General features: G+C 71.5%; 28 protein-coding genes and 2 pseudogenes. 13 read left to right on the forward strand and 17 right to left on the reverse strand.

Translation table 11 applies throughout. The features are described from left to right. Positions 1 to 38 precede the first annotated feature (38 nt). Positions 39 to 770 carry a hypothetical protein gene (locus RM590_RS32500; RefSeq protein ID WP_311708386.1) on the forward strand — a complete coding sequence of 244 codons (732 nt, stop codon included), beginning with the start codon at positions 39 to 41 and terminating at the stop codon, positions 768 to 770. Here the strand turns inward: RM590_RS32500 and RM590_RS32505 are convergent. Continuing rightward, a complete protein-coding gene (locus RM590_RS32505; RefSeq protein WP_311708387.1) occupies positions 767 to 2224 on the reverse strand; it encodes a cell division protein PerM in 1458 nt (485 codons plus the stop codon). The genes RM590_RS32500 and RM590_RS32505 overlap by 4 nt on opposite strands. A gap of 106 nt (positions 2225 to 2330) precedes the next feature. Between RM590_RS32505 and RM590_RS32510 the strand changes: the two genes are divergently transcribed. Beyond that, the gene (locus RM590_RS32510; protein ID WP_311708388.1) at positions 2331 to 2996 is read left to right on the forward strand and encodes an RNA polymerase sigma factor; all 666 of its coding nucleotides are present in this window, start codon (positions 2331 to 2333) and stop codon (positions 2994 to 2996) included. Between the two features lie 262 nt (positions 2997 to 3258). Here RM590_RS32510 and sucD read toward each other — a convergent pair whose 3' ends face one another. The 3 genes from sucD to RM590_RS32525 form a co-directional block, all read right to left on the reverse strand. Then, positions 3259 to 4143 (reverse strand): succinate--CoA ligase subunit alpha, encoded by an 885-nt coding sequence (gene sucD / locus RM590_RS32515; RefSeq protein WP_311708389.1) that lies wholly within the window; start codon positions 4141 to 4143, stop codon positions 3259 to 3261. Between the two features lie 26 nt (positions 4144 to 4169). Beyond that, positions 4170 to 5345, reverse strand: coding sequence for an ADP-forming succinate--CoA ligase subunit beta (gene sucC / locus RM590_RS32520; protein ID WP_311708390.1), 1176 nt, complete (start codon positions 5343 to 5345; stop codon positions 4170 to 4172). A 167-nt stretch (positions 5346 to 5512) separates the two neighbouring features. Continuing rightward, complete coding sequence (locus RM590_RS32525; RefSeq protein WP_311708391.1) at positions 5513 to 5935, reverse strand: cobalamin B12-binding domain-containing protein; 423 nt, start codon at positions 5933 to 5935, stop codon at positions 5513 to 5515. A gap of 317 nt (positions 5936 to 6252) precedes the next feature. Between RM590_RS32525 and RM590_RS32530 the strand changes: the two genes are divergently transcribed. After that, a complete protein-coding gene (locus RM590_RS32530; RefSeq protein WP_311708392.1) occupies positions 6253 to 7536 on the forward strand; it encodes a M23 family metallopeptidase in 1284 nt (427 codons plus the stop codon). A gap of 12 nt (positions 7537 to 7548) precedes the next feature. Here RM590_RS32530 and RM590_RS32535 read toward each other — a convergent pair whose 3' ends face one another. The 10 genes from RM590_RS32535 to pcrA form a co-directional block, all read right to left on the reverse strand. Beyond that, on the reverse strand, positions 7549 to 8286 hold the full coding sequence (locus RM590_RS32535; protein WP_311708393.1) for a hypothetical protein: 738 nt from the start codon (positions 8284 to 8286) through the stop codon (positions 7549 to 7551). A 12-nt stretch (positions 8287 to 8298) separates the two neighbouring features. Next, a complete protein-coding gene (locus RM590_RS32540) occupies positions 8299 to 9135 on the reverse strand; it encodes a phosphate ABC transporter ATP-binding protein (protein WP_311708394.1) in 837 nt (278 codons plus the stop codon). Between the two features lie 16 nt (positions 9136 to 9151). Then, positions 9152 to 10051: a sortase gene (locus RM590_RS32545; protein ID WP_311708395.1), complete on the reverse strand. Its 900-nt coding sequence runs from the start codon at positions 10049 to 10051 to the stop codon at positions 9152 to 9154. Between the two features lie 73 nt (positions 10052 to 10124). Continuing rightward, on the reverse strand, positions 10125 to 11540 hold the full coding sequence (locus RM590_RS32550) for a hypothetical protein (RefSeq protein WP_311708396.1): 1416 nt from the start codon (positions 11538 to 11540) through the stop codon (positions 10125 to 10127). Positions 11541 to 11547: 7 nt separating this feature from the next. Then, positions 11548 to 12591 (reverse strand): phosphate ABC transporter substrate-binding protein PstS, encoded by a 1044-nt coding sequence (locus tag RM590_RS32555; protein ID WP_311708397.1) that lies wholly within the window; start codon positions 12589 to 12591, stop codon positions 11548 to 11550. Continuing rightward, positions 12591 to 13832, reverse strand: coding sequence for a phosphate ABC transporter permease PstA (gene pstA, locus RM590_RS32560; RefSeq protein ID WP_311708398.1), 1242 nt, complete (start codon positions 13830 to 13832; stop codon positions 12591 to 12593). Before pstA ends, RM590_RS32555 begins: the two co-directional genes overlap by 1 nt. A gap of 17 nt (positions 13833 to 13849) precedes the next feature. Next, positions 13850 to 14851, reverse strand: a complete 1002-nt coding sequence (pstC, locus tag RM590_RS32565; RefSeq protein WP_311708399.1) for a phosphate ABC transporter permease subunit PstC — start codon at positions 14849 to 14851, stop codon at positions 13850 to 13852. Between the two features lie 147 nt (positions 14852 to 14998). After that, positions 14999 to 15283 carry a hypothetical protein gene (locus RM590_RS32570; RefSeq protein WP_311708400.1) on the reverse strand — a complete coding sequence of 95 codons (285 nt, stop codon included), beginning with the start codon at positions 15281 to 15283 and terminating at the stop codon, positions 14999 to 15001. A gap of 372 nt (positions 15284 to 15655) precedes the next feature. Then, on the reverse strand, positions 15656 to 16363 hold the full coding sequence (locus RM590_RS32575; RefSeq protein WP_311708401.1) for a hypothetical protein: 708 nt from the start codon (positions 16361 to 16363) through the stop codon (positions 15656 to 15658). Between the two features lie 152 nt (positions 16364 to 16515). Beyond that, complete coding sequence (gene pcrA / locus RM590_RS32580) at positions 16516 to 18954, reverse strand: DNA helicase PcrA (RefSeq protein WP_311708402.1); 2439 nt, start codon at positions 18952 to 18954, stop codon at positions 16516 to 16518. 272 nt (positions 18955 to 19226) lie between these two features. On the opposite strand from pcrA, the gene RM590_RS32585 reads away from it, so the two are divergent. The 5 genes from RM590_RS32585 to RM590_RS32605 all read left to right on the forward strand — a co-directional run bounded on the left by RM590_RS32585 (position 19227) and on the right by RM590_RS32605 (position 22310). After that, on the forward strand, positions 19227 to 19841 hold the full coding sequence (locus tag RM590_RS32585; RefSeq protein ID WP_311708403.1) for a DUF1707 SHOCT-like domain-containing protein: 615 nt from the start codon (positions 19227 to 19229) through the stop codon (positions 19839 to 19841). Positions 19842 to 20015: 174 nt separating this feature from the next. After that, on the forward strand, positions 20016 to 21242 hold the full coding sequence (locus RM590_RS32590; protein ID WP_311708404.1) for a C40 family peptidase: 1227 nt from the start codon (positions 20016 to 20018) through the stop codon (positions 21240 to 21242). A 105-nt stretch (positions 21243 to 21347) separates the two neighbouring features. Beyond that, complete coding sequence (locus tag RM590_RS32595) at positions 21348 to 21653, forward strand: hypothetical protein (RefSeq protein ID WP_311708405.1); 306 nt, start codon at positions 21348 to 21350, stop codon at positions 21651 to 21653. Positions 21654 to 21771: 118 nt separating this feature from the next. Beyond that, on the forward strand, positions 21772 to 21993 hold the full coding sequence (locus RM590_RS32600) for a type II toxin-antitoxin system CcdA family antitoxin (protein WP_311708406.1): 222 nt from the start codon (positions 21772 to 21774) through the stop codon (positions 21991 to 21993). Further along, the gene (locus RM590_RS32605; protein ID WP_311708407.1) at positions 21990 to 22310 is read left to right on the forward strand and encodes a type II toxin-antitoxin system PemK/MazF family toxin; all 321 of its coding nucleotides are present in this window, start codon (positions 21990 to 21992) and stop codon (positions 22308 to 22310) included. The genes RM590_RS32600 and RM590_RS32605 overlap by 4 nt, the downstream gene beginning before the upstream one ends. A gap of 343 nt (positions 22311 to 22653) precedes the next feature. Here RM590_RS32605 and RM590_RS32610 read toward each other — a convergent pair whose 3' ends face one another. Together RM590_RS32610 and RM590_RS32615 are read right to left on the reverse strand one after the other, a co-directional pair. Beyond that, the gene (locus tag RM590_RS32610) at positions 22654 to 22857 is read right to left on the reverse strand and encodes a DUF397 domain-containing protein (RefSeq protein ID WP_311708408.1); all 204 of its coding nucleotides are present in this window, start codon (positions 22855 to 22857) and stop codon (positions 22654 to 22656) included. Positions 22858 to 22869: 12 nt separating this feature from the next. Further along, on the reverse strand, positions 22870 to 23724 hold the full coding sequence (locus tag RM590_RS32615; RefSeq protein WP_311708409.1) for a helix-turn-helix domain-containing protein: 855 nt from the start codon (positions 23722 to 23724) through the stop codon (positions 22870 to 22872). Between the two features lie 220 nt (positions 23725 to 23944). Between RM590_RS32615 and RM590_RS32620 the strand changes: the two genes are divergently transcribed. From RM590_RS32620 to RM590_RS32640, 5 genes and pseudogenes are all read left to right on the forward strand, one after another. After that, entirely contained in the window at positions 23945 to 24475 is a 531-nt protein-coding gene (locus RM590_RS32620) for an ATP-binding protein (protein WP_311708410.1), read from the forward strand. Between the two features lie 252 nt (positions 24476 to 24727). After that, on the forward strand, positions 24728 to 25285 hold the full coding sequence (locus tag RM590_RS32625; RefSeq protein ID WP_311708411.1) for a hypothetical protein: 558 nt from the start codon (positions 24728 to 24730) through the stop codon (positions 25283 to 25285). Between the two features lie 119 nt (positions 25286 to 25404). Next, on the forward strand, positions 25405 to 25668 hold the full coding sequence (locus RM590_RS32630) for a hypothetical protein (protein WP_311708412.1): 264 nt from the start codon (positions 25405 to 25407) through the stop codon (positions 25666 to 25668). Further along, positions 25649 to 26167, forward strand: coding sequence for a DUF6879 family protein (locus RM590_RS32635; RefSeq protein WP_311708413.1), 519 nt, complete (start codon positions 25649 to 25651; stop codon positions 26165 to 26167). Before RM590_RS32630 ends, RM590_RS32635 begins: the two co-directional genes overlap by 20 nt. Positions 26168 to 26173: 6 nt before the next feature. Then, a pseudogene (locus RM590_RS32640) lies at positions 26174 to 26866 on the forward strand (Scr1 family TA system antitoxin-like transcriptional regulator); the annotation flags it as partial. Here RM590_RS32640 and RM590_RS32645 read toward each other — a convergent pair. Then, positions 26866 to 26993 (reverse strand): annotated as a pseudogene (locus RM590_RS32645) (transposase); the annotation flags it as partial. The pseudogenes RM590_RS32640 and RM590_RS32645 sit on opposite strands and share 1 nt — an antisense overlap.

The raw sequence follows: 26993 nt of genomic DNA on the forward strand, positions 1-26993 counted from the left end.
AAACGAGCGGCACCGAGCAGGGAGATTCGACGACCACGATGACCGACCGACGCCGCGCCTCCGGCCAGCAGGACCGGCCCGAAGGAGAGGACAACCCCTTCGCCCCGCCGCCCGAGGGACAGCCCGACCGGCCGTGGCAGCCACGTCTTCCGGAGGGCTCGGAGCAGGGCGGCGAGCAGGACGACCAGCGGCAGCGCTGGGGCAGCCAGTGGAGCAGGCGCCAGCCGGGCCGCGGCAACGGCGGCTTCGGCGAGCCGCCGGGCGACCAGGACCGGCGGCCCGGCGGCCTGGGCGGCGGCACGCGCTGGGACCCTTCCGACCCGGCGCAGCGGCACGCGCGGTACTCCGTACTGGCGGGCATGTGGGGCGTGTTCGGCGGGCTGCTCGGCTGGGAGTGGCTGGCGCTGCTGCTCGGCTCGCTCTCCCTGTACTGGGGCATCAGCGCGCTGCGCGGCGGCCCGAAGGAGACCCCGGAGGCGCGCAACCGGCGCGTGGAGGCGCTGGAGGGGAGGCCGTCCCCGCCCGCGCCGCCGGAGCCCGGCCCGACCGGCGCCGCGCCCCGGGGCGCGCGCCCGCAGTTCGCGGCGGCGGTCTCCGGCATCGTGCTGGCGTCCGCGGCGCTGCTGATCGTGGCCGCCACCTACACCGTTCAGCTCGTCTACAAGGACTACTTCGACTGCGTCGACGAGGCCCTGACCACGCCGTCGCGGCAGGCGTGCGAGGAGCTGCTGCCCAGCCAGCTCCGCCCGATCCTGGGCGAACAGGACTAACGCGGGCCCCCGGGAGCGTCCTCGTGTTCCCGGCGTTCGCCGGGGAGTTCCGGGAAGAGCGTGCCGGAGGTCTTCTTCAGCGCGGCCCAGCGCGTGCGCCGGGCCGCGGTCGTGTGCCAGGCGTCGGCCGGGTCCGGGCGGCGGCGGGCGCGGCGCCGCCGGTTGGGGGCCGGGGCGCGGCGCGGCTGCGGCGCCGGGACCGGGGCCGGGACCGCCGAGCGGGGCCGGCGCAGCCGTAGCGCGCGCAGCACCAGGGCGAGCGGGGTGCCGAGGGCGGCCGTCCAGGCCGCCGCGGCGGCGCCGGTCAGCCAGTGGTCCGGGCCGAACGAGGCCAGCGCCCCGGTGCCCAGCGGCCCGCCGGCCAGCGCGGCCAGCAGGGTCAGCGCCGCCCCGGTGGCCAGGGCCGCGAGCAGCGCGGTGAGCGCGGTGCCGGCCCAGCCGGACGCGGTGGCCCGTTCTCCGCGCACGGGCACGGCCGCGTGCGCCGCGTACCGGGCGGTGACCAGCACGGCCGCCGCCGGAACGAGGGCGACGGCCGTCCACAGAAACGGGTTCCCGGGGGTGCCGGCGGGCAGGTCGGCCAGCAGCGGGAACGGCGGCAGCTTCGGTTCGCCGGCGACGGCGAGCGGCCCGACGGCGCTGCCCGCGCCGAGCGTGAAGCCGGGGCCCAGGCCGTAGGCGGCGCCCCAGACGGCGGCGTTGGGGACCAGGGTCAGAGTGAGCAGCAGCACGGCGAGCCGGCCGGACCAGTCGCCGCTGAGCTGGCCGAGGGTGTCCTGCGCGGCGCCCGCGCCCGCGACGAGGCCGCCGAGCGCGAGCAGCGCGCCCGCGCCGCAGCAGGCGGCGACGCCCGCGGCGGCGACCCGGGCCGCGGCGCGCAGCCGGCGGCCGTCGAAGGCCCTGCGCGGCAGGCGCGGCAGGCGGGCCACCAGCCGGCCGCCCGGCGGGCCGCTGACGGCCCAGGCCGAGACCAGGGTGACGGCGAGCGCGAACGCGGGCACGTGGACGGCCGCGCTCAGGGGCTGGCCGCTGATGGCGAAGCGCTGGGTGTGCCCCAGGGCCACCGCGCCCGCCAGGAGATAGCCGCCGCTGATCCACAGCGCGGCCTCCGCCGCCCGCACCGGCTCCGGCTCCCAGTCGGCGGCCCGCACCGCGCGGTGGAGCAGCCAGCCGGGCAGCGCGGTCAGCAGCAGCGGGGTGAGCCCGATGGGCGCGGGCGGGCCGTCCAGCGTTCCGGTGCGCAGCAGTTCGGTGCCGTGCGCCAGCAGCCACAGGTCGGCGGCGATGGCCAGGGCCTCGTCGGCGCCGCCGTCCGGGTGCGGCGAGAGGGTCCACAGCAGCAGGACGAGCGCGGCGAGCGCGCCGAGTCCGAGCCCGGCGGCGAGCAGCCCCTCCAGCAGCCATCGGCAACGGGTGGGGCTGAGCACGGCGGTCCGCCGGAGAACGTGTCGCACGCGGCCATGCTGCCAACAACACCCGGAGTCCGGAGGTAACGGGTTTTCACCGCTGTGTCGCTCAATATACGCCTATGCTCTTTTTTGCCTCTTCTGGGCGTGACCCATGGTGACCAAGGGGCCAGCCGCCGCGTTCGACCGGCTCTACGCCCGGCACGCGAGTTCGTTCACCCGACAGGCGTTCCTCCTCTGCGGCCACCGGCGGCTGGCCGAACGCGCGGTGGCCCACGCCTTCCGGCTGGCCTGGGAACGCTGGCCCGAGGTCGCCCGCGACCGGGACCCGGCGAGCTGGGTGCGGGCGGCGACGTACGAGTACGCGCTCGCGCCGTGGCACCGGCTGCTGCCCGGGCGGCGGCACGGTGACCTGCGGGCGGTGCCGCCCGAGGACCGGGTGCTGCTGGAGGCGCTGCTCAGCCTCCCGCGCACCTACCGGCGCAGCCTCCTGCTGCACGACGGCGTCGGGCTCGGCCTGCCGGAGACCGCCGCCGAGACCGAGGCCACGACCCGCGCCACCGCGTGCCGTGTGCAGCACGCCCGGGAGGCGCTGAGCGAGCGGCTGCCCCGGCTGGCGGACGCGCCGCCGGAGGAACGGGGCCCACTGCTGAACGAGCTGCTGGCCGGCTTCGCCGCGGGCCAGCCGGTCCGAACGCGCCCGGCGGTGTACCTGCGGACGGCGAGCGAACGCGGCACGCGCCGCCGGACGTGGGGCGCCCTGGCGCTGGTACTGGGCGCGGTGGCGGCGGTGACGGCCGCCTCGGTGCTGCCCGTCTGAACGGCCCAGGTCCTGTCCGGTCGGTCTTGTCGGATCAGCCCGCGGCGTCTGGTGCGTGCGATCGCAAGGCGCCGGATCGCAGCTCGTACTTGGCCGTACTCGCGCGATTCGGCAACGCAGCGAGCGTGCGTGCCAGGCGTCGCGGGCCCGGCAAGATCGGCCGGACCGGGCCTAGGACCGGCCGGGCATGGCGAAGGCCCCGGCGGGCACGGGGACCGCCGGGGCCTTTCGGGCCTTGCTGGTGATCAGGCGCTGCGAACGATCAGGCGCTGAGCAGCTCGCGAGCCAGCCGAGCGGTCTCGGAAGGCGTCTTGCCGACCTTGACGCCGGCGGCCTCCAGGGCCTCCTTCTTGGCCTGCGCCGTGCCGGAGGAGCCGGAGACGATCGCGCCGGCGTGGCCCATCGTCTTGCCCTCGGGCGCGGTGAACCCGGCCACGTAGCCGACGACCGGCTTGGTGACGTTGGCCTTGATGAAGTCCGCGGCCCGCTCCTCGGCGTCGCCGCCGATCTCGCCGATCATCACGATCAGGTCGGTTTCGGGGTCCGCCTCGAACGCGGCGAGCGCGTCGATGTGCGTGGTCCCGATGATCGGGTCGCCGCCGATGCCGACGCAGGAGCTGAAGCCGATGTCCCGCAGCTCGTACATCATCTGGTAGGTCAGCGTGCCGGACTTCGAGACCAGCCCGATGCGGCCGGGCTTGGTGATGTCGGCCGGGATGATGCCCGCGTTGGACTGGCCGGGGGTGATGAGGCCGGGGCAGTTGGGGCCGATGACGCGGGTCTTGTTGCCCTTCTTGCCGGCGTACGCCCAGAAGTTCGCGGTGTCGTGCACCGCGATGCCCTCGGTGATCACGACGGCCAGCGGGATCTCCGCGTCGATGGCCTCGACGACCGCGTCCTTGGTGAACTTCTCCGGGACGAAGATCACGGTGACGTCCGCGCCGGTGGCCTCGATGGCCTCCTTCACGCCGCCGAAGACGGGAACCTCGGCGCCGTCGAAGTCGACCTTCTGGCCGGCCTTGCGCGGGTTCACGCCGCCGACGATGTTCGTGCCGGCCGCCAGCATCCGCCGCGTGTGCTTCTGCCCTTCGGAGCCGGTCATCCCCTGGACGATGACCTTGCTGTCCTTGGTGAGGAAGATAGCCATGGTTGTCTCGGTTCCTTTACTTCGCGCTACTTCGCGGCCAGCTCGGCGGCGCGGTCGGCCGCTCCGTCCATGGTGTCCACCTGCTCGACCAGCGGGTGGTCGGCGTCGGTGAGGATCTTGCGGCCGAGCTCGGCGTTGTTCCCGTCCAGCCGCACGACCAGGGGCTTGGACACTTCCTCACCCTTGGACTTGAGCAGCTCCAGGGCCTGGACGATGCCGTTCGCCACGGCGTCGCAGGCGGTGATGCCGCCGAAGACGTTCACGAAGACGGACCGGACATCCGGGTCGCCCAGGATGATCTCCAGGCCGTTGGCCATCACCTCGGCGGACGCGCCGCCGCCGATGTCCAGGAAGTTGGCGGGCTTGACGCCGCCGTGCGCCTCACCGGCGTAGGCGACGACGTCCAGGGTGCTCATCACGAGGCCTGCGCCGTTGCCGATGATGCCGACGGTGCCACCCTCCAGCTTCACGTAGTTGAGCCCGCGCTCCTTGGCGGCGGCCTCCAGCGGGTTCGCCGCGGCCCGGTCCTCCAGGGCGGCGTGCTCCGGCTGCCGGAACTCGGCGTTGGCGTCCAGGGACACCTTGCCGTCCAGCGCGATGATCTTCCCGTCGCCGGTCTTGACGAGCGGGTTGACCTCGACCAGGAGCGCGTCCTCCTTGACGAACACCGTCCACAGCTTCTGGAGAACGTCGACCACCTGGTCGGCGATCTCGGCCGGGAAACGGGCCGCCTCGACGATCTCGCGCGCCTTGGCCTCGGTCACGCCGTCGATGGCGTCCACCGGGATCTTCGCCAGCGCCTCGGGGTTCGTCGCCGCGACCTCCTCGATCTCCACGCCGCCCTCGACGGAGGCCATGGCGAGGAAGGTGCGGTTGGTGCGGTCCAGGAGGATGGAGACGTAGTACTCCTCGGCGATGTCCGCCGTCTCCGCCAGCATGACGCGGTGGACCGTGTGGCCCTTGATGTCCATGCCCAGAATGGCCCCGGCCTTGGCGACGGCGTCCTCGGGGTCGGCGGCCAGCTTGACGCCGCCGGCCTTGCCACGCCCGCCGGTCTTCACCTGGGCCTTGACGACCGCGCGACCGCCGAGCCGCTCGGCCACCTCACGCGCCGCCTCGGGCGTGTCAATGACTTCTCCGGCCAGCACCGGTACGCCATGCTTGGCGAAGAGGTCCCTCGCCTGATACTCGAACAGGTCCACGCGCGTCCGTCCCTCAATCAGTGGTCTCGCGGTCGTTGTCAGCGTGGGCGTGCCGCGTGGCCGCGTTGCGAGGCGACGTCGAGCGCACGCGGCATGTCCGGAGTCGAGCGTATCCGTGCTCTCGCGGGCCGCTTAAATCCTGGGTCACACCGGAGTGGTGAGTCCTGTCACAATCCGCCCCGGGCGGCCCGTTCCGACAAGGTTCCGCGGACCCACTCCACCACCTCTCCCATGGGCGCGCCGGGGGTGAAGATGCCGGCCACGCCTGCCTCCTTCAGGGGCGGGATGTCGGCCTCCGGGATGATGCCGCCGCCGAAGACGGTGATGTCGGCCGCGTCCCGCTCCCGCAGCAGCTCCAGGACGCGGGCGAAGAGCGTGTTGTGCGCGCCGGAGAGGATCGACAGGCCGATGGCGTCCGCGTCCTCCTGGATCGCGGTGTCGACGATCTGCTCCGGCGTCTGGTGCAGGCCCGTGTAGATGACCTCCATACCGGCGTCGCGCAGCGCGCGGGCGATCACCTTGGCCCCGCGGTCGTGCCCGTCGAGACCCGGCTTGGCGATCACGACGCGAATCGGACCCGATACACCCATGTGAGCCTCCCAGGACCCGGTTAACGAACGTTGACAACAGCATCGCCCACGGGAGCGGGGGCACGGCAGTCCCCGGAGGGGGAAATCACACCATCGGAAGACGCCAATAATTCGAACGCTATTCGAACGAGTCGTGCGGTATCCATGGCCGCGCCCGCCGAAAGGCGGGTGATTGCCCGTTTCGGCGTGCGGGAAACCCGCGAACAGCCCGCGAAAGATTGTGGCTGCCGCGTACCGCCGGGTACAGTCACGGCCGAACCGCAGCCGCCTGGGCCCCGTCGGCCCAGCTCCTGTTGTCGAGCCGAAAGGCGTAGTCGGTGAGCGATCGTCTGTTGTCGGAAGTCTCCGGGCACTCGGATTATTCCGGCTACGGCTCCCACGCCGGGTACGACATGCCCGACCCGGGCGGGAGTTACCACGATGGATATCCCGGCGGGTACCCGTGGCACGGACAGGACGCGTATGCCAACGGCGGCTGGGACAGCGGCGGTTATCCGGTCGCCGAGCCGCAGCCGGCCGCGGGTTACGGCTGGGACGGACAGGCGTACGGCACCGGCGGCCAGGGCGATCTGACGCCGGGATACGAGCAGTTCGGGCAGCAGTACGGGCAGTACGAGTCGGACGTGTACGACTCCGGCGCGTACCCCGTGTACCCCGAGCAGGCCGGGCACGCCGAGCCGTCCCTCGATGAAGTGACCGGCGGGGACGCGGAGTTCGCCGCCGAGCCGGCCTGGGAGCCGGAGCTCCGGGCGGAGGCCGAGCCCGTTCCCGACGCCTACGCCGACCTTGACACCGATGTTGATGCCGAGCCGGAGCCGGAGCCGGAGCCCGTCGTGGGTGAGCGCCGGCCGGCGGGCCGTGGCCGGCGGCGGACGTCCCGGCCGCGCCGCTCGGCGTTCCTGAGCGTCGCCGCGCCCTCCCTCTGTGTGCTGGGCGTCACCGCCGTCGCCACCGCCGCGACCGTCTCCGAGTCCGACGGCGGGCGCGGCGGCGAGCCGGCGCCGGTGGCGCAGCCGGACCCCGGCGAGGTGCGGCAGGTCGCCGCCAACGAGCAGTTCGACACCCAGCTCACCGGCCTGTCGGCGGCCGCCACCGACTACGCCGACCGGGCCAGCCGCACCCAGGGCCGCATCGACCTGGAGGCCCAGCAGGAGGCCGAGGCGGAGGCGGCGGCGGCGGAGGCCGCGCGGCTGGAGGCGTTGCGCCCCAAGTTCTTCCTGCCGGTGGAACAGCACGGGCTGAGCGCGTACTTCGGCCAGTCCGGCATCAACTGGATGTCCACGCACACCGGTATCGACTTCCCGGTCAGCTACGGCACCTCGGTGCGGGCCGCCACCGACGGCTCCATCAGCACGCAGTACCACCCCAGTTACGGCAACATGACCATCCTGACCGCCCCCGACGGCACGGAGACCTGGTACGCGCACCTGAGCAGCCACGTCTACACCTCCGGCTGGGTGCAGGCGGGCACGGTGATCGCCTACTCGGGGAACTCGGGCACCTCCACCGGCCCCCATCTGCACTTCGAGGTCCGGCCGGGCGGCGGCTCGCCCGTCGACCCGCTCACCTGGCTGCGCGGCAAGGGCCTCGAACCCACGTAGGCCGCGCGCCGTTCACGGCCCCGTCCGGCGCAGATAGCTGAAGCCGGTGTCCGGGCCGACGCACGTCTGGAGGGTGATGTCGCCCCAGTAGAGGCCGTGGTCGGGGCCGCCCTGGCCGGGCGTGACATGGTGGCCGTACGCCTCGTAGCGCAGCGTGCCCCGGGGGCCGGTGATCACCACCTCGGTGCCCTCGGGCAGGGTGGCGAACAGGTCGAATCCGCAGTGGTCGTGGCCCACGATGACCGAGGTGTCCATGTCCGCGCCGTTCCCCTGCCCGGGCTCGGGTCCGGTGAACAGCACGGCCTCCCGGCAGCGGTCCACGTCCGACTGGTCGCCGCGGATCAGCGGGCGCGACCACTCGCCGATGGTGAGGGTGGTGACGTCCGGGCCGGGTGCCGGGCCGGACGCGGACGACGCCGGTTCGGGTGCGGGGCCGGAGGCGGCCGGGGCCGGTTCGGGCTCGGGCTCCTCGTTCCGCTCCGGTGACCGCTCGGGGGACGGCTCCGGAGACGGCTCCGGGGGCCGTTCGGGCGGTGTCTGCTCGGCGGGGGGCGCGGTCGGCTCCGGCGGCGCCTGCGGCTCGGGCGACGCGGCCCGGCCTTCCGGGGCCGGCGACTCGACCGGACGGGCGGCGGCGGCCGGCTCCGGCGCCGGGGTTTCCCCGGCCGCGCCCCGCCCGCAGGCGCCGAGCGCGGCGAGGCACAGGGCCGCGCCGAGGGCGGCGCGGACGCGGTGGCCGGTTGCGGCCATGGCGCTCCCTCCTCAGCCGAAGCGGCCGTTGACGTAGTCGGCGGTCCGGTTGTCGCGCGGGCTGGTGAACATGGCGCCGGTCGGGCCGTGTTCGACGATCAGGCCCGGGGTGCCCTGCTCGGCGAGGAAGAACGCGCACTGGTCCGAGACGCGCTGCGCCTGCTGCATGTTGTGGGTGACGATCACGATGGTCACCTCCTGCGACAGCTCGTGAATGGTCTGCTCGATGCGGCGGGTGGAGGTGGGGTCCAGCGCGGAGCACGGCTCGTCCATCAGCAGCACGCGCGGGCGGACGGCCAGGGAGCGGGCGATGCACAGCCGTTGCTGCTGGCCGCCGGAGAGCGCCCCGCCGGGCTGGCGCAGCCGGTCGCGGACCTCTTTCCACAGCCCGGCCCTGGTCAGGCACTCCTCGACCAGGCCGTCGCGCTCCCGCCGGGTGGCGCGGACGCCGTTCAGCTTCAGTCCGGCCAGCACGTTGTCGTAAATGGACATCGCGGGAAACGGATTGGGCTTCTGGAAGACCATCCCGATCTGGCGGCGGGCGTGTGTGATGCGCCGGCCGCGGTCGTAGATGTCCGCGCCGTCGAGCAGCACCTGGCCGGCCAGCGCGGCCGAACCGATGAGCTCGTGCATGCGGTTGAGGATCCGCAGGAAAGTGGACTTGCCGCAGCCGGAGGGGCCGATCAGGGCGGTCACCTGCTGGGCGGGCATCGTCAGCGAGACCCGGTCCAGGACCTTGTGGTCGCCGAACCAGGCGGAGACGTCCCGCGCTTCGAGGGAGGCCGGGGTGGAGTCGCCGCCGAGCGCGGGCAGCGGCGCGGTGGTGCTGGTCGTGGTCGTCGTTGCCATGGAAACGGTTTGCCTTTCAGAGCAGGTTGGGCAGCAGCCGGGTGAGGGTGCCGGACAGCGCGACGGTGATGGCGCCGAGCACGGGCACGCCGGTGATCCACGCCTGCCAGCGGCCCCAGCGGCGGTGGGCCCAGGCGACGCCGGCGGCGGCGAGCAGCAGGGCCTGGCTCCACAGCAGGGTCGGGGTCCAGGCGGAGTCGTCGCCCTTGAGGGCGTCCTCGGCCTCGCCGACGGCGCCGGTGGGAATGACCCGGGCGGGCGTCGGAAACACGTCGGTGGTCAGCTCGGCGTCCACGCGCAGCACGCCGGAGGGGGTGTAGGGGCCGCCGGTGGCGGTGATGAGGGTGAGCCTGCCCTGGCCGGTGCCGGCCGGTTCGGGCACCGGGTCGCCGGGGCGGCGCAGACCGGTGACCCGGTAGGTGTGTTCGCCCTGGCCGGTGGTGATCTCGATGGTGTCCCCCGGGCCGAGCTCGTCGAGGTGGAGGAACGGGCTGCCGTAGCCCCACTGCCGGCCCATGACGACGCTGGTGCCGGCCTGGCCGGGCAGCACGGTGTCGCGGCGGTGGCCGGGGCCGGACATCAGGACGTCGGAGGTGGTGCCCTCGAAGACCACCTCGCGCAGGCCGATCGCCCCGATGCGCAGCAGGGCGACGGGGGTTCCGGGAGACAGCACCTCGCCGTCGATGTCGGTCCGGCCCACCGGCGCGGTGCCGAACGCCAGTTGCTCGCGCAGTTCGGCGTAGCCGGTCTGCTGGGCGCGGGCGTGCTGGAGGTGGCCGACGAGGAGGAGGTTGCCGGCGAAGCCGAGCAGCAGCGCGGCCAGGATCAGCAGCGCGACGCCCGGGATCACGAACCGCGCGTCGGACGGCGGCGGTTCGGGGGGCGCCTCGGGCCGTGCTTGCGTCGTCACGCTCACGGTGTGGACTCCTTGGGTGGGAGCCGCCGGGCGGCGGTGGGGCCGCCCGGCGGTCCGGTGGGTGGGACGTGCGTCAGCCGCGCGTGGGCGGGCCGAAGACGCGCAGCCGGCCGGAGCGGTGGGCGCGGTGGACGACCACGGCACCGGCGCCGATCAGCAGCGCGGAGAGGATGCCGAGCGAGAGGACGCTGCTGCCCGTGGAGGCCAGCGGCCCCTGGCCGCCGCCCCCGCCGCCCCCGGCGTCGCCGCCGAGGGAACCGCCGTCGGAGCCGCCGAGCGCACCGGCGCCGCCCGCGTCGCCGCGCTGCCCGCCGGCGTCGGCGCCGCCTGCGTCGCCGTCCTGGCCGCCCTCGTCGCCGTCGCCGTCCTGGCCGCCCTCGTCGCCCTCGTCGCCCTCGTCGCCCTCGTCGCCGATGGAGAACGCGAAGGTGTTGACGGTGCCGCCGGTGGCCCCGGTCATGGTCAGGGCGTAGTCGCCGTCGGCCAGGTCCTCGGGGATGGTCAGCTCGTAGCCGGTCACCGATCCGGTGGCGTCGGCGGTCGCGTTCTCGAACTCGGCGTCGCTGTCCGCGATGGCGACCTCGACCGTCTCGGCCGCCGTGTATCCGGTGGCGATGATGGTCAGGGTCTGCCCGGGCTCCAGGGTCGACTCCGGCGCGATGACGTCCTCGTTCTCGTCACGAACGTCCATGGAGGCCTCGGCCACCACCGGGTAGGAGAACGTCGTGGTGCTCGGCGCGTACGCCGCCACGTCGGAGGCCTGGAAGGTGGCGGTCACCGGCTCGGAGGCCGGGTTCGCCCCGGCCCGCTCCTCCAGCACGGCGACGCCGTCCGTCACGGTGACGGTGCCCAGGGGCCGGCCGCTCCGCTCGAACTCGACGGTGCCCGCGGCCCCGGCGGGCGTCACGCGGGCGGTGAGGCTGTACTCCTTGTTGACGACGACCTGGCCGGCGGGCTCGGCCGTCACGGTCAGCTCCGTCGCCTCCGGGTCGGCCCGGACCAGCTCCCAGTTCTCCCCGGTGACCTGGATCAAAAACGGGAAGTAGAGCGTGGCGTCCACGGGGTGGTCGGGGTCGCCGGCGGCCGGCATGCAGCGGACCCGGATCTCGTAGGTGCCGTCGGCGCCGGTCGTGCCGAGCCAGGACGCCAGGGACCGGGTGCCGGTGGCGGGCATGCCGAAGGTGAAGGGCGCCTGGTCATAGGGGGCGCCGACGGTCGTCGAGGCGGCGAGGTACCGCTCCAGGCCGTCCACGGCCAGGAAGACGCCCACGCGCGCCCGGTAGTGCTCGGGGCACGCCTCGGAGACCGTGGCCTCGGTGAACATCGGGGTGTCGGTGGTGAGGCCGGTGGACTCGGCGGGAGTCACCGTGCCCGGCAGCGCCGCGCTGGCGGGGGCAGCGGTCCCCACGACCACCGCGCCGGCGCCGAGCGCCAGCGCCAGCAGGGCGGGGACGACGCCCCGCAGTCTTCGCCCGACCGGCTCGGCCACCGGTCGGCTATGGGTGTTCCGGGTGAGGGCCGGCCTCTTCCTCGGTGGGCAGGATCATATAGCTGTAGCTGGACAGCGGATAGGTGCGCCGGTCGTTGTGGCGGTAGACGTTGTCCAGGTTCTGCGTGAGGTACTGGCTGGAATTCTGGTCCTCGTTGATCCGGGCGCGCGTCAGTCCCACGGCGACGGCCGACGCGGTCGGCGCCACGTAGTAACCCTCCGCGTTGAGCACCTTGGCCACGGGAAAGTTGCGGTTCTGGGCGTAGGAGTACTCGACATAGGTGATCGCGCCCTCCGCGTAGTCCTGGCTGACATAGCCGGAGACGCCCAGCGAGCCGGACTGGGAGACGAAGCCGCGGCCGGCGATGGTCGGGTAATAGGAGGTCATGCCGCAGGGGGTATCCTTGCCCGCCGCACGGCAGTAGTCGTTCCACAGGCCGCCGTGCATCTTCGACATCCACAGCGTGAACTGCGCGGTGGTGCCCGAGCCGTCGGAGCGGACCACGGGCACCACGCGGCGGGCCGGGAGGGCGAGGCCGGGGTTGTCCTCGCGGATCCCCGGGTCGTTCCACATGGCGATCTGCCCGGTGAAGATCTTGGTCAGCACCTCGCCGGACAGCCGCAGATTGGTGACGCGCCGGCCGCCGATCTTGAGGTTGTACATGAACGAGGTGCCGCCGGCCACGATCGGCATATAGGCGTAGCCGCGGCTGGGCGGGGTGTCGACCTGGCCGAAGTCCCGCAGGCCATAGGGGATTTCGGAGACGGCGTAGTCCACGGTGCCGTTGCGGAACTGCTGGCGGCCGTTGGAGGACCCGGTGCCCTCGTACTCGACGGGCATGCCGTACTGGGAGACGTTGCGCCGCCACTGGTCGAGCGCGTTCTGGCTCCAGGTGGATCCCGCGCCGCTGACCCGGACGTAGGTGGCCCCGTAGGCGTGCGGCAGGTCGACCGAGAGCAGCACGCACAGCAGCAGCGCGACCCCGGTCAGCAGCCTGCGTGCCCTCCTCGGGGACGGCGGCGCACCGGCGGTGGGCGGATGGGCGGACATCACGGCTGGCTCCTTGCGGTTTCCTGGCGGGAGTCCCGGGCGCTGGGCCCGGCCATGCGGGATTCGATGCGGCGCAGGTCCTTTGCCGAGCCGAGGACGCGCCGGTGTTCCTGGCGGCGGCTGAGCTGCCCCGGGCCCCGGCCGCCGAGCAGGCGGGCGAGCACGAAGAGCAGCAGGACCAGCGCCATGAGAACGGCGGCGGCCCCGAAGCCGCGGGCGATATAGGTCGGTTCGGGGGACTTGACGAGCTGGAACGCGGCCAGCGGCAGCGAGGTCATCGCGCCGTGCAGCGGATCGGTGTTGGTGGCCGTGGCGTAGCCGGCGGTCAGCAGCACCGGGGAGGTCTCCCCGACGCCGCGCGCGGTGCCGAGGATCACCGAGGTGGTCAGCCCGGAGCGGGCGGTGGGCAGCACGACGTGCCAGACCGTGCGCCAGCGGGGCGCGCCGGTGGCGTAGGCCGCCTCGCGCAGAGCGCCGGGCACCAGCCGGATGACGACGTCGGCGGAGCGGATGATGATCGGCAGCATCATCACGGAGATCGCCAGGCCCGCCGCCAGGCCGGACTTCTCCATCCCCAGGGCCAGGATCGCCATGGCGTAGATGAACAGGCCGGCGACGACCGACGGCAGCGCCGTCATGGCCTCCACGATGGTGCGCACGAACCGGGCGAACCGGCCGGGCACCTCGTTGAGGAACACCGCGCACAGCAGGCCGGTGGGGATGGTGATGGCCAGCGCGACGGCGATCTCGATCAGCGTGCCGAACACCGCGTGCCGGATGCCGCCCACGGTCAGCGGCTCCAGCGGGCCCGCGTCGGTCATGTCCTCGGTGAAGAAGTTCAGATGGCGCAGCGCGTCGCGGCCCTCCCACAGGGTGTAGACCACGACGAACACCAGCGCCGAGAGCATCAGCACGGCCATGCTGTGGATCAGCGCGAACATCAGCCGGTCGCGCACCGCGGGGCCGTCCTCGTCCTGCGCGACGAGCAGCGCGTAGAGGCCGAGGAAGAGCAGGTAGGCGGTGACGACGAAGCCGATCGTGCCGGTGAACGCGGTCAGCCGCGTGAACAGCAGGGCCGTGACGCTGACCGAGGCCAGCGCGGCTCCGCAAGCCGCGTAGACATCGGTCGCGCGCAGGGTGCCGGTGCGCCGCCGCCGTTCGGGACGGCTCTCGCCGGCCGTCGGCCGGGCCGGAAGTGTGGTGGATCCGGGGGGAGTTGAGGTGGGTGTGATCGTTGCCATGCGGCTCTTCCCGGTGCTCAGGAGTCGGACTCGGCGCCGGAGCGGCTCCGGGCGACGATCGAGGAGGCGGCGAAGTTGACGATGAGCGTCATCGTGAACAGCGCCAGGCCGGCGGCCATCAGCGCGGACATCTCGAAGTCGCTGGCCTCGCCGTAGCGCAGGGCGATCAGCGAGGAGACGGAGTTGCCGCCGGTCTGGAGGATGTGCGGCTGGATCACGAAGACCGGCGAAATGATCATGTAGACGCCGATGGTCTCGCCCAGCGCCCGGCCGAGGCCCAGCATGGTGCCGCCGATCATGCCGCCCTTGCCGAACGGCAGGACCACCGAGCGGATCATGCCCCAGCGGGTGGCCCCCAGCGCCAGGGCGCCCTCGCGTTCGCCGACCGGCGCCTGCGAGAACACCTCGCGCATGATGGAGCAGATGATCGGCGTGACCATCATGGCCACCACGATTCCCGCGATGAGCGTGGAGGCGGTGTACACGGTCGCGGTTGCCAGCGGGTCCTTGGGATCGGCGCCGGTCACTTCGAACAGCGGGATCCAGCCCAGATAGGTGGAGATCCAGCGGGCCAGCCCGATGACGTTGCCCTGGAGGTAGAACAGCCCCCACAGGCCGTAGACGACGGACGGCACGGCGGCCATCAGGTCGACCAGGCTGATCAGCGTGCGGCGCAGCCGGGGCGGCGCGTACTCGGAGATGTACAGGGCCGTGCCCACGGCCAGCGGCACCGCGATCACGATGGCCACCGCGGCGATCAGCAGCGTGCCGGTCAGCACGGCCGCGATGCCGAAGTTCCCGGCGGACGGCTCCCACGCCTCGGTCGTGACGAACGCCCCGCCCGCCTCGGACAGCGCGTCCCAGGCGCGGAACGTCAGGAAGCCGCCGACCAGGCACATGATCACCAGGACCAGGAGCCCCCCGCCGCGCAGCGTTCCCCGGAACACCCGGTCACCGAGCCCCGAATCGGCCCTGAGCCGGCGCGGTACGTCCGGCACGGCCTCCGTACTGGTGGTCACCGGCGGCCCCTCCCCTCGTCGGTCCCCTGCTGACGACCGGGAACCTTCCAGTGGCCCGGGGCGGGGCGCGGAAGCCAACGTGAACGAGGCACCACCGCGGGGGAACTTCGGGACCGAGCGGCCGCACGCCGCGCTCACGACGGCCGTTCACGACCGGGCGCCCTGCCAGCCGGGCCGGCCCGCCGCGACAAACGCTGTCAACAGGCTGTGGAAACGTTCGGCCGCCGACTGGCAGGTCGCGTGACGCTCATATGTGCGCGCGGACCGGGCCAGCCGGCGGCCGTCGGGGGTGCGGGCCTGCCAGGTCCAGCCGGAGGGGGCCTCGGTGTGCCGGACCGTCCCCACTAACGCGGCGGCCGACCGGCAGGTCTCCTCGAACCCCGCCAGACAGCCGCCGTAGTCGTCGAAGCACTCCCCGGAAATCGCGACCACGCGCCCGTTCTGCGTGCTCAGCCGCCAGTAGTACCCCCCGTCGTCCCCCGATCTGTCGATCTGGCAGCGCAACACCGCCGCCGTCGCCCCCTGACGCCCCCCACTCCGGCCGCCCACGGTTCCCCTCCCGGCCCGCGCCTACGCACGGTGATCGAGCCTCATCGCTCCTGTGCATGCCAGGCGCAATGTACGGCCGGAATGGTCGGCTCATGTGCCCGTGAGACCGTTTTATGAAGCCGGTTCACACTGAAATTGCCCTGCGTTCAACGGCGAGGGCCCGCCGCTCCCAAGGGGGAGCGGCGGGCCCTCGCCGAAGTGGCGACAACTCGTGCCGTCACCGGGGTACTTCTCTTGATCAAATACAGCACATGATCAACTGCGGCGCGCGACCGCCTGGCCGATGCCGATGGCGGCGGCCGGGGCCAGCGCCAGGAAGATGTAGTTGACCGCTTCGTTGGTCTCCTGCCACATGTCCCACAAGTTGCCGAACTCTTCGGTGAAGATCTTGAACGCCGACCACTCGCCGCCGGTCATGTACTCACTGACGATCATCGCCGTGCCGTACAACTCGCCGAAGACGGCCGCCACGAGGGCGAGCACGGCGGCGACGATCTGGAGCGGGATGTTCCTCTTGGCGAGGAACGCCGGACCGGCGCCCACGGCCGCGCCGATGGCGAGCGACACGTAGCTGATCTGCGAGACCTCACCGGTGTTCTCGTCGAACATCGCGTCATAGATGAACGCGTAGATGATCGCCATGACCAGGGTGGCACCCACGGCGGCGGCGATCGCCAGCGCGACGTTCTGCGGTGGGCCGCCGGACGGCGTCGGCGTCGGCGCCGGCCAGCCACCCGGTGCACCACCCGGCGCGCCGTACGGCTGAGGCTGCGGCTGCGGCTGGGCCGGCGGGTAGCCGTAACCCTGCTGCGGCGGCTGGCCATACGGCTGCTGGGGCTGCTGAGGCGGCTGCGGTTGCTGGGGCGGCTGCCCATAAGGGTTCGGCTGGCCGTATCCGCCCGGCTGCTGAGGCTGCTGTCCGTATCCGCCGCCGTCCGGCTGTTGCTGCCAGGGCTGGCTCATATGTTCCCCCTGGGGATCTGAGATGGTACGTACTCCGGGGACGGAAGGAACTGGAGTACGAACATTGCCGCACGCAGCTAATCGCCCCTAAGGGCGCTACCACAAGCCCTTTCCCCGGTCTGTGACATACCGGGAACCTTACAGGCTAAGCATCAAAGCTTCTCTACGGGGGCGTAGCGAAGAAGAAGTCGCTTGGGTTTGTCGCCGCCGAAGTCGATCGTGGCCTCGGCCCGATCGCCCGCTCCCTGCACCGAAATGACCGTTCCCATACCGAAACTGTCGTGTGTGACCCGGTCCCCCGGCGCCAGCGCCACCACCGGCCGGTCACACATCCGACCCGTGGCGAAGCCGCTCGCGCCCCGGCGCCCACGCGCGGACGAGGGCACGGCGGGGGCGGCCTGCGCCGGCGCGACCGTCGCGCCCGTGCGCCGCCACTCCATGTGCTGCTCGGGGATCTCGTCCAGGAAGCGGGACGGCGGGTTGTGCTGCGGCTGCCCCCAGGCGCTGCGCAGCGCGGACCGCGTGACATACAGCCGCTGGCGGGCGCGCGTGATGCCGACGTACGCCAGCCGCCGCTCCTCCTCCAGCTCCTTGGTCTTGCCCAGCGAGCGCATGTGCGGGAAGACGCCGTCCTCCATGCCGGTCAGGAACACCACCGGGAACTCCAGGCCCTTGGCGGTGTGCAGGGTCATCAGCGTGATGACGCCGTCGCCCTCGTTCTCCGGGATCTCGTCGGAGTCGGCGACGAGCGCCACCCGCTCCAGGAAGTCGGCCAGCGTGCCCGGCCCCGCCTCGTCGCGCTCCTGCTCGAACTCCAGCGCCACCGCGGCCAGCTCCTGGAGGTTCTCCACGCGGGTCTCGTCCTGCGGGTCCGTCGACGCCTGCAACTCGGCGAGGTAGCCGGTCTGTTCGAGCACGGCCTCCAGCACGGTCGCCGGCCCGGCCCCCGACTCCACGATCGTGCGCAAGCCCTCCAGCAGCGCGTTGAACCGCTTGATCGCGTTCGCCGAACGGGCCGCCATCCCATACGCCTCGTCCACCCGGCGCAGCGCCTGCGCGAACGAGATCCGCTCCCGGGACGCCAGCGCCTCCACCATCGCCTCGGCGCGGTCGCCGATGCCGCGCTTGGGCACGTTGAGGATGCGGCGCAGCGGCACGGTGTCCTCGGGGTTGGCCAGCACCCGCAGATAGGCGAGCACGTCCCGGACCTCGCGGCGCTCGTAGAAGCGGACGCCGCCGACGACCTTGTACGGCAGGCCGACCCGGATGAAGACCTCTTCGAAGACACGGGACTGGGCGTTGGTGCGGTAGAAGACGGCGACATCGCCGGCGCGGGCGTCGCCCGCGTCGGACAGCCGGTCGATCTCGTCGGCGACGAACTGCGCCTCGTCGTGCTCGGTGTCCGCGACATAGCCGATGATGCGGGCGCCGGCGCCCTCGTTCGTCCACAGGTTCTTCGGGCGGCGGTCCTCGTTGCGCGCGATGACGGCGTTGGCGGCGGAGAGGATCGTCTGGGTGGAGCGGTAGTTCTGCTCCAGCAGCAGCGTGGTGGCGTCCGGGAAGTCCTGCTCGAACTGGAGGATGTTGCGGATGGTGGCGCCGCGGAACGCGTAGATCGACTGGTCGGCGTCGCCGACGACGCACAGCTCGGCCGGGTCCCGCTCCCCCACCAGCAGCCGGATCAGCGTGTACTGCGCGATGTTGGTGTCCTGGTACTCGTCGACCAGGACGTGCCGGAACCGGCGGCGGTAGTGCTCGGCGACGTCCGGGAACGCGTCGAGCAGGTGCACCGTCGTCATGATGATGTCGTCGAAGTCCAGGGCGTTGGCCTCGCGCAGCCGCGCCTGGTACATCGCGTACGCCTCGGCGAGGGTCTTCTCGAACCCGTCGCTCGCCTGCGCCGCGAAGTCCTCCGGGTCGATGAGCTCGTTCTTCAGGTTGGAGATCTTGGCGCTGAACGACTTCGGCGGGAACCGCTTCGGGTCCAGGTCGAGATCGCGGCACACCAGGGCCATCAGCCGCTTGGCGTCGGCCGCGTCGTAGATCGAGAAGCTGGAGGTGAAGCCCAGCAGCTTGCTCTCCCGGCGCAGAATCCGCACACACGCGCTGTGGAACGTCATGACCCACATCGCGTTCGCGCGCGGCCCGACCAGCTCCTCGACGCGCTCCTTCATCTCACCGGCGGCCTTGTTGGTGAAGGTGATCGCCAGGATCTGCCCGGGGTGCGCGGACCGCGCGGCGAGCAGATACGCGATGCGGTGGGTGAGCACCCGCGTCTTCCCGGACCCGGCGCCGGCCACGATCAGCAACGGCGAGCCACTGTGCGTGACGGCCGCGCGCTGCTGCTCGTTGAGCCCGGCCAGCAACTGGGCCGGGGCGCCGACGGGCTTGGGCGCGCCGTTGCGGTAGAAGGCGTCGCCGGGCGCGGCCGAGGGGTCGGCGAACGTCCCGGCGAACAGGTCGTCGGGCACGTCCTCGGGCGCCGCGTGCTCCTCGCCGGCGCCGTCGGGGAAGGGCGGCGGCTCCTCCTCCCCGGGGGAGCCCAGGGGGCCGAGGTCCGCCAGCGCGTGGTCATCGAAAAGGCCGCTCATCGTTGACCGAGCATAGGCCCTGTCGGGCCGGTCACGCCGGGCCTTGACTCCCCCGGCGACCGGCCGGGCAGGACCTGAGCGGGCCGGCCGGAGTCCGGTGCGGTACCGCTCCCCGCGAGGGGCGGGGCTGTGTCCTCGGGCGGCTCCGCCGCGTGGGCGCGATCGGCCACGGACGGCCCGCAGTTCTTTCCCGAAGCCGCAGCCCTGACCGCGTTTCCAGCGTAGCGCCTGGTCCGGATACGGCGCGGACCCGCTCGGTTATCGTGAAACGCATGACCAGTCAGCCGCGCCCGAGGGCGGAGTTGCGGGCCTCGCACGAGGACAGGGAAGCCGTCGCCGAGGTGCTGCGCGAGGCGGCGGGCGAGGGCCGGCTCGACATCGACGAGCTGGAGGAGCGGCTGGAGCGGGCGCTGACCGCCAAGACCTATGGCGACCTGGAGCCGCTGACCGCCGACCTGCCCGTCAGGCCCGCCGCCCTCCCCGGGCCCCCGCTGCCGCCGGCGAACCCGGGCCCGCCCAGCGTCGTCAAGGGCGGCCTGCACGGCGGCGAACGCGTCGGCCGCTGGGACGTCCCGCCCAAGATCGTCGCCCGCGGCGGGCTGGGCGGCGTCAAGCTCGACTACACGCGCGCCCACTGCCCCTGGCCGGAGACCGAGGTCGAGGTGCACGGCGACATGGCCGGCGTCACGATCATCGTGCCGATCGGCTGGCGGGTGGACACCACCGGCTGTGACCCGGGCATCGGCGGTCTGAAGAACAAAACCACGGGCGATCACAAGCCGGGCACACCCCTGCTGCGCGTGACCGGCAACGGCGGGATGGCCGGCGTCACGGTCCGCCACCCCAACCGCTGGGAGCGCCGACGCCTCCGCGACAACCCGGCATAAATCCGGCGCGGGCGCCGTGACATGCGCCACAGGACACACCCGAACGCGGCCAACACCTGGGCGTTGGTCACGAATTGGTTTCGGTCGTGTCGCACATCGGCCTTCACAAAACCCCCTCGGACTGGCTAGCGTGCACCGCCAAGTGGCTCCCACCCTCCAGGGAAGGACACGGACTTGGGTTCCCATCGCAAGCCCCGCACCGGCATTCTGGAATCCCCGGCGGCCCGCCGGGGCGCGGTCGGCGTGGGCGCCGTGGCCCTCGCCTCCGCCTCGCTGCTGACCTCGACCGCCTACGCGGACGACGAGGACACGCCGGCCATCGAGGAGCAGCGCCAGCGCGCCGACGAGGCCCGCGAGCGCGCCCTGGAGGTCCGCGCGGAGGTCGACGCGCTCTACCAGGAGGCGGGCGTCGCCACCCAGCGGTACAACGAGGCCGAGGAGGCGACGGACGAACAGCAGGCCGTCGCCGACGACTTGATGGACGAGGCCGCGGCGGCGTCCGACCGCGTCAACGAGGCCCGCCGCACCCTCGGCACGTTCGCCGCCGCCCAGTACCGTTCGGGCAGCGGCGGCCTGTCGGAGACCGCGGCCCTGATGCTCGCGCCCGACGCCCGGAGCTTCTTCGACACCAACCACGCCCTGGACCGGCTGACCGACGTGCAGCAGCGCGCGGTCGCCGACTACACCGAGCGCCAGGAGGAGGCGGCCGCGCAGCGCGCCGAGGCCACCGAGGCGCTGGCCGAGCTGGAGGAGCGCGAGGCCGAGCTGGCCGGCGAGAAGGCGACCGTCCAGGAGAAGCTCGCCGAGGCGCGGGCGCTGATGGACCAGCTCACCGCCGAGGAGCAGGTGGAGCTGGAGGAGCTGGAACGCCTGGAGCGCGAGGAGGCCGAGCGCCTCGCCGAGCAGGCCCGCCTCGAACGCGAGCAGCGGGAGCGCGAGGAGGCGGAACGCGCCGCCCAGGAGGCCGCCGAGGAAGCGGCGCGGCAGGAGCAGGAGGAACAGGAGCAGGCCGAGCAGGAGACGCCGCCCGCCGACAGCGGCGGCTCCTACGCCACCCAGGCCGAGGCCGCGATCGCGTTCGCCGAGCAGCAGCTCGGCAAGCCCTACGTCTGGGGCGCCACCGGCCCCAACTCCTACGACTGCTCCGGCCTCACCCAGGCCGCCTGGCGCGCGGCGGGCGTGGAGATCCCCCGCGTTACCTGGGACCAGGTCAACATAGGCACCACGGTCTCCCGCGACGAACTGCTCCCGGGCGACCTGGTGTTCTTCTACGACGACATCAGCCACGTCGGCCTCTACACGGGCGACGGCATGATGATCCACGCCCCGAAGCCGGGCGACATCGTCAAGTACGAGTCGATCGACGTGATGCCGATCTACAGCTACGTCCGCCCGGCCTGAGACGGGGGCCAGGGCGGCGGCCCGTACCCCGCCCCGCTCTTCGGCCAGTCCGACCACGCGAGCGAACTCCCCGGCGACTGGCTCGCCGACGACCCCGCCGACGCGGTGCTGGTGATCTGCGTCGGCGACCAGGAGTACGGCTCGGTGGTCGAGACCTGCCCCTACGAATCCGACACCAGCGCCTCCGGGTACGAGAACGTCACGTTCCACACCACGAAGCTCTCCCTCCGGGTCTACGAGGTGCGGACCGGACGGCGCCTGGACACCTCCACCGTGGAGGTCGGCGGCCACTGTCCCCACATCCTGACCTACGAGTACTACGGCGTGGACCCCGGCCCACCGTCGGACGACTACGCCTTCGCGTCGACCTCCGACATACGGGACGCCTACCGGCCGCTGATCAACCCGTGATCGGCCGGGACCGGTGAACCGGGCAGCGTCATTCGGCCCCAACCCGACCGGCGTCGAACGCCGTTGGCACTGCCGATAGGCGTGCTCCCAACTGTCACACCTCTGTATGCTTGATTGTATGAGTACTCGTACGCGCACCACGGTCACCCTGCCGGACGACCTCCTCGCCCACGCCCGCGCCGCCGCCCCCGGCGGCAACCTCTCGGCCTACATCGAGCACGCTCTGCGGGCGCAGCAGTTGCGTGACGCGGCCCCTGCCGTGCGGGCCTGGCGCGAGCAGGCCGCACGCGACGCCGACATCGAGGACCTCGCCGACGTCTTCGGTGAGGACGTGGCGTGACGCCCCTCGCCCGCGGCCAGGTCTGGCGCGTCCAGCTGGCCACCAAGACCCGCGCAGTGGTCATCGTCGAGTCCGACGCCGCCCTTGCCGCCCTGCCCGGCACCGCGGTGTGCATGATGATCGACGAGACCCAAGGAGCCCCGGACACCGTCGTCACCATCCCCATGGCCCACCCCGCGCGCGGGGCCGCCGTCGCCGTCGACCTCACCGCCCTGACCGACAAGCGCCTGATGACCGGAGAGTTCCTCGGCACCGTCGACGCAGAGACCATGGACCGTATCTCCGCCGCCCTGCGCGTCACCTTGGACCTCACCTGACGGCACCGGCCGGGTGAGGAACATCGGAACGGTGCTTGTGCGCGCGGTCCGCAGCGGGCCTTCCTGGAGCAGGACGTTCGGCAGGCCCGCGAGCCCCAACAGCCGATAAAGCTGCGTGACGACTCGCCGACCATCTGGCTGCACGAGGACACCGGGGGCTGTTGATCCAGTCGCACAAGGCCACCGGGGAAGAGGCGAAGGCGTGCCAGGAGATCGGGGTCAATTCCCGGCCATTCCAGGGACTTTCCAGCGGATGCCGGAGAAGGCCCGTGCGAGGGGCCCGAGAAGCGACGCCCCGCCCGGCCGCGGTGAGCGGGCAGGCGGGGCGTGCGTATCTGAGGTCTCAGGTATCGGCCTGACCGTCCTGGGTCAGTTGGATGAACGTCTCCCACTGAGAAGCGGTGAACGTCAGCATGGGCCCCGACGGGTCCTTGGAATCCCGCACGGCCCGGCCATCGCTGGCAAGCGGCGCAACCTCGACGCAGTTTCCGTTGCCGCCGCTGTAACTGCTCTTTCGCCACTGCCCGATGCCGTCACGGGTTATCATCGTGCTGCCTTTCTATTCCTGCATTTCTTTTGCCGCTCGCTGGATAAGCGCGAGCGAGTCAGCCGGATTCAGGGCGGTGGCCCTGAGATGGTCGAACGCGTCGTTGTAGCCCCGGCGTTCGCCCGGCTGGTCCATATAGAGGGTCCCCGTCATGTTCTCGACGCTCACCACGTCGGGGTCCCGGGGGAGGCCGAAGACCACGAATGCGCCCGTGAGTCCCGCGTGCGCGCCGGCGGTGTGCGGGAGGACCTGAAGCACGATGTGCTGGCGCTCCGTAAGTTCGCCCAGATGGGTGAGCTGCTCGCGCATCACCTTGACCCCGCCCACGGTTTGCCGGATCGCGGATTCGCCGATGACGGCCCACAGCCGCGGCGGCTGCTCCGGCGGCTCACGGTCCAGGACGACCTGCCGCTCGTGGAGGACCTTGACCAGGTCGTCGACATCGGCCGGTGACAGGATCGCGGGGTTGGCGTGGATCACCGCCCTCGCGTACGCCTCGGTCTGGAGCAGCCCGGGAACGATCGTCGGCTCCCAGTTCTTGATCTCGGTGGCCGCCGCCTCCAGGGCGATGTAATCGGCGTACGTCCGCGGGATGGTGTCCTGGAACGCCTGCCACCACCCGGGCCGCTTGGCCTCCCGGGCGGAGACGATGAACGCGCCGACGCTGGCTTCGTCGTCAACTCCGTACAGCTTCAGCAACGCCTTGAGGTCGTTCTGCGCGACACGGACTTCCCCGCACTCGATCCGGTTCAGCTTCGGGCGCGAGAAGCCCATCTCGTTCGCGACGAACTCCGAGCTGAGCGCCGCCTCTTCGCGCAGTCTGCGCAGGTCAGCCCCGAGCCTGCGGCTGCGGAACGTGCTGGCCATCAGTCCTCCCACTTTTCTGCTCCCAGTCTGCCGTGTCCCGGGACCGACATCCACCAGCCCGCTGGATCTGCACATGTGCAGCCAGCATGCTTGCGACGGTCACTGACTCCGGTCTACCGTGTTCCCGCCCGCCACGCAACGTGGCGAGTGATCAACTCGGCGTGCCCGACGTCCGGTTGGGGTGCGCTCCGAGTGACCGTGTTCTCGGAAGGGGGCGCGCATGTTCGTGATCAGACGTGCTTTTCGCTATTGGTCCAGCGACGATTCGCCGGGCAGGGCCCGCAAGGCCGTCCGCAATGCCGTGCTCGCCTGGGAGTGCGGTCAGCAGATCGCCGAAGTGGCAGAACTCCTCACCTCGGAGTTGGCGACCAATGCGGTGGTTCACGCGCCGGAGTCGAGCGCGTACCTCGTCGAGGTCGACGTTTCCGGGCGCCTGCTCACCGTGAGTGTCATCGATTACGGGCCCGGAAGACCGCGAGTTGTCGACGCGGGGGCGGAGGAAGAGGGCGGGCGCGGTCTCGACATGGTGAAGGAACTGGCGGCCGCCTGGGGCGTGGAACCCGCGCCGGCCGGCGGCAAGCGGGTCTTCTTCAGCCTCGACATTCCGGAACTGCCGACGCGTGTCTACGAGCGGGAAATTCATGGCCAGGGGGGAAATGTTGAGCAACGCACCCGGCGCCACCCCGGGATTGCGCATTCCTGTGGAACGGACTGGTTCTGCCTTCGTCCTCGTCTTCGGTGCGCCTGGTGACGAAAGACGGGAAGCCGTCACGTTCGCCCAATTGATGACCTTGGTCTCCGACGGGGCTCAACAGGTCGGCCTGACCGTCTCGGCTCCAACCGGCCCCGCCCGACTGTCCGATCAGCCTGCCCCGACGAAAGATCCCTGGTGATGTCTGCTGTTCCCGTCACACCCGCGCCGCCCCTGCCCTGGGGGCCGAAAGGCTTGCCGGTTCCCTATGCCGCCGTCTGGAGCGCCGAAACCACCACGACCACAAGGGCCTTGACACTCCGCGACGACGGCGTGGGCCTGGCGTACCGAGACGAGACGCCCCGGGACCGGGACCGCCACGGCGTGCTGTGGGCACGCTTCGACGAGGCGCCCGGGGAGGGGCAGCCCAACTTCAAGGCGATGCACCCCCACCGCCAACGCCACACCATGCTCCACAAGCTCTGCCACGTCTGCGGCGGCCCCGCCGGCCGCACCTCCCGGGGCGTCCTGTTCCTCATGCAACGGCCCGACGCCCGGCACACGCCGCCGAGTTGGCCCGAAGACGTAGTCACCTCCAAGCCCCCGATCTGCCGCCCCTGCGCCGCCCTGGCCGTACGCCACTGCCCCCGCCTCACCGACCCCGTCATCATCCGCTCCCGCAAACCCCGTATCTGGGGCGTCTTCGGAGCCTTTTGCCGTCCCTACCCCGACGGACGCGTCACCCCGTTCCCCCACAACGACTACCTGCCCTACGGCCACCCCACCGCCCACTGGTTCCTCGCCCACCAGCTCGTCGCCGAACTCACGCGCTGCACCGAGGCGGACCTCGACACCGAGCTGGGCGGATGAGCTGTCCCGCCGGGACGCCGGAAGAGCTTACGTATTGGCCAATAGACGCTCCTGACGCACGCTGCCACGTGGTCGATGGTCGTGCAATCAGAAGCAATCGCATCGCCAGGAGGAAAGGCATGGGGCTACGTTTCCTCGGAATCATTCCGAACACGCCGGTTGATGACTCGCCGACCATCTGGCTGAACGAGGACACCGGAGATCTGTTGATCCAGTCGTACAAGGCGACCGAGGAAGAAGTGAAGGCCTGCCAGGAGATCGGGTCAATCCCCGGTCATTCCACGGACGTTCCGGATCACGAGACGATCATCCGGCTTCCGGCCGCGATGCTGAAGTACATCCCGCGACCCGAGGACAACAACGGTGAAGCACCCCGTACGTGAAGGACTGGCCAAGGCACAGCACTCCGCCGTGCACTTGGAGATGCGCGACAGCTACACACCGGACGATCCGGAGTTCGCACGGTGGCGCGCTGGTCATCGCTACGGCAACGACCCGAAGAAGCTCCCCGACTGGTGGGGCCCCTGGCACGATCTGGCGACCGAAACGACAGCACGTGGAGTCGTCATGCGGAGAGCCCGCATCGTCTCGGAACCGGTCACGGACTACATCCGGTACGAGCATGATCTGACGTTCGCCAACGTGGCGGCGGGCGAACTGGTCCGCTGGCTGCCCCGGCGCAAGGCTGCCGACATCGCGCTACCAGGTACAGATCTCTGGATGTTCGACAGCTCAACCATCCTGTTCACCTACTTCTCGGGAAATGGCGACGTAGTTGACCGGGAGTGGCGCACCGAGCCGACCGTTGTGGAGCTCGTCCGTTCCGCGTTCGAAACGGTCTGGGAGCGGGCCACTCCTCACGAGGAGTACAAGCCGGTCTGACGCACCATGCCCGTTTCAGGATCATCGAGTGTTCAGCAAGCCCGGCGAGTCCTTGCCGATCGCCTTCGGGAGATGTGCAAGGACGCCGGGCTGGACGGCAAACAGCTCGCGGCGCTGTGTGGTTGGCATCCGTCCAAGGTGTCGCGGATCTCGACCGGTAAGACATCCCCTTCCGCTGACGACATTCGTGCGTGGTGTCGCGCCTGCCGCGCGGAGGATCAGACAGACAATCTGATTGCCTCTCTCCGAGCCGTAGAGGGCATGTGGATTGAGTGGCACCGGATGGAGCGCGCTGGGCTGCGCCGGGCGCAGGAGGCCGTTCTCCCCCTCTTTGAGCGCACCCGCTGGTTCCGCTCGTACTCGCCCAACTTCGTGCCCGGCCTTATCCAGACGATGGGGTACACGGAGGATGTGTTGCGCGCTGTGCAGCGAAGGCGGGTGGAGGTCGATGACGTCGCCGACGCCGTTGCTGTCCGCATGGAACGTCAGCGCGTGCTGTACGAGGGGCATCGCCGCTTCGCGTTCCTGGTCGAAGAGTCGGTCTTGCAGAATGGGCTCGGCAGCGCCGAGACGCAGACTGAGCAGATGGAGCACCTGCTGACGGTCGGCGCGCTGCCCAACGTCAGCGTCGGTGTGATACCGGCGCGCGTCGGACGGGGGCGAATGCCTGTTGAGGGATTCTGGATCTACGACACGGCGCTCGGCGTGGGCGCGGTCCTCGGCGTTGTAGATCTCCTGCATCGCCTTCGTCGCGCCGGGCTGCGCGGACTTCGGCAGGGCGTTCGTCACATTTCGGGCCTTGTGGACCCAGCACCGCTGATGACGC

The organism is Streptomyces litchfieldiae, from assembly GCF_031845365.1.
GTDB classification, from domain to species: Bacteria; Actinomycetota; Actinomycetes; order Streptomycetales; family Streptomycetaceae; genus Streptomyces; species Streptomyces litchfieldiae.

Excerpts from the sequence above, each read along its gene's own strand:
- RM590_RS32500 (WP_311708386.1), top strand. The coding sequence starts at position 39 with ATGACCGACCGACGCCGCGCCTCCGGCCAGCAGGACCGGCCCGAAGGA.
- RM590_RS32510 (WP_311708388.1), top strand. The coding sequence starts at position 2,331 with ATGGTGACCAAGGGGCCAGCCGCCGCGTTCGACCGGCTCTACGCCCGG.
- sucD (WP_311708389.1), bottom strand. The coding sequence starts at position 4,143 with ATGGCTATCTTCCTCACCAAGGACAGCAAGGTCATCGTCCAGGGGATG.
- RM590_RS32525 (WP_311708391.1), bottom strand. The coding sequence starts at position 5,935 with ATGGGTGTATCGGGTCCGATTCGCGTCGTGATCGCCAAGCCGGGTCTC.
- RM590_RS32535 (WP_311708393.1), bottom strand. The coding sequence starts at position 8,286 with ATGGCCGCAACCGGCCACCGCGTCCGCGCCGCCCTCGGCGCGGCCCTG.
- RM590_RS32540 (WP_311708394.1), bottom strand. The coding sequence starts at position 9,135 with ATGGCAACGACGACCACGACCAGCACCACCGCGCCGCTGCCCGCGCTC.
- RM590_RS32555 (WP_311708397.1), bottom strand. The coding sequence starts at position 12,591 with ATGTCCGCCCATCCGCCCACCGCCGGTGCGCCGCCGTCCCCGAGGAGG.
- pstA (WP_311708398.1), bottom strand. The coding sequence starts at position 13,832 with ATGGCAACGATCACACCCACCTCAACTCCCCCCGGATCCACCACACTT.
- RM590_RS32575 (WP_311708401.1), bottom strand. The coding sequence starts at position 16,363 with ATGAGCCAGCCCTGGCAGCAACAGCCGGACGGCGGCGGATACGGACAG.
- pcrA (WP_311708402.1), bottom strand. The coding sequence starts at position 18,954 with ATGAGCGGCCTTTTCGATGACCACGCGCTGGCGGACCTCGGCCCCCTG.
- RM590_RS32585 (WP_311708403.1), top strand. The coding sequence starts at position 19,227 with ATGACCAGTCAGCCGCGCCCGAGGGCGGAGTTGCGGGCCTCGCACGAG.
- RM590_RS32600 (WP_311708406.1), top strand. The coding sequence starts at position 21,772 with ATGAGTACTCGTACGCGCACCACGGTCACCCTGCCGGACGACCTCCTC.
- RM590_RS32610 (WP_311708408.1), bottom strand. The coding sequence starts at position 22,857 with ATGATAACCCGTGACGGCATCGGGCAGTGGCGAAAGAGCAGTTACAGC.
- RM590_RS32615 (WP_311708409.1), bottom strand. The coding sequence starts at position 23,724 with ATGGCCAGCACGTTCCGCAGCCGCAGGCTCGGGGCTGACCTGCGCAGA.
- RM590_RS32620 (WP_311708410.1), top strand. The coding sequence starts at position 23,945 with ATGTTCGTGATCAGACGTGCTTTTCGCTATTGGTCCAGCGACGATTCG.
- RM590_RS32630 (WP_311708412.1), top strand. The coding sequence starts at position 25,405 with ATGGGGCTACGTTTCCTCGGAATCATTCCGAACACGCCGGTTGATGAC.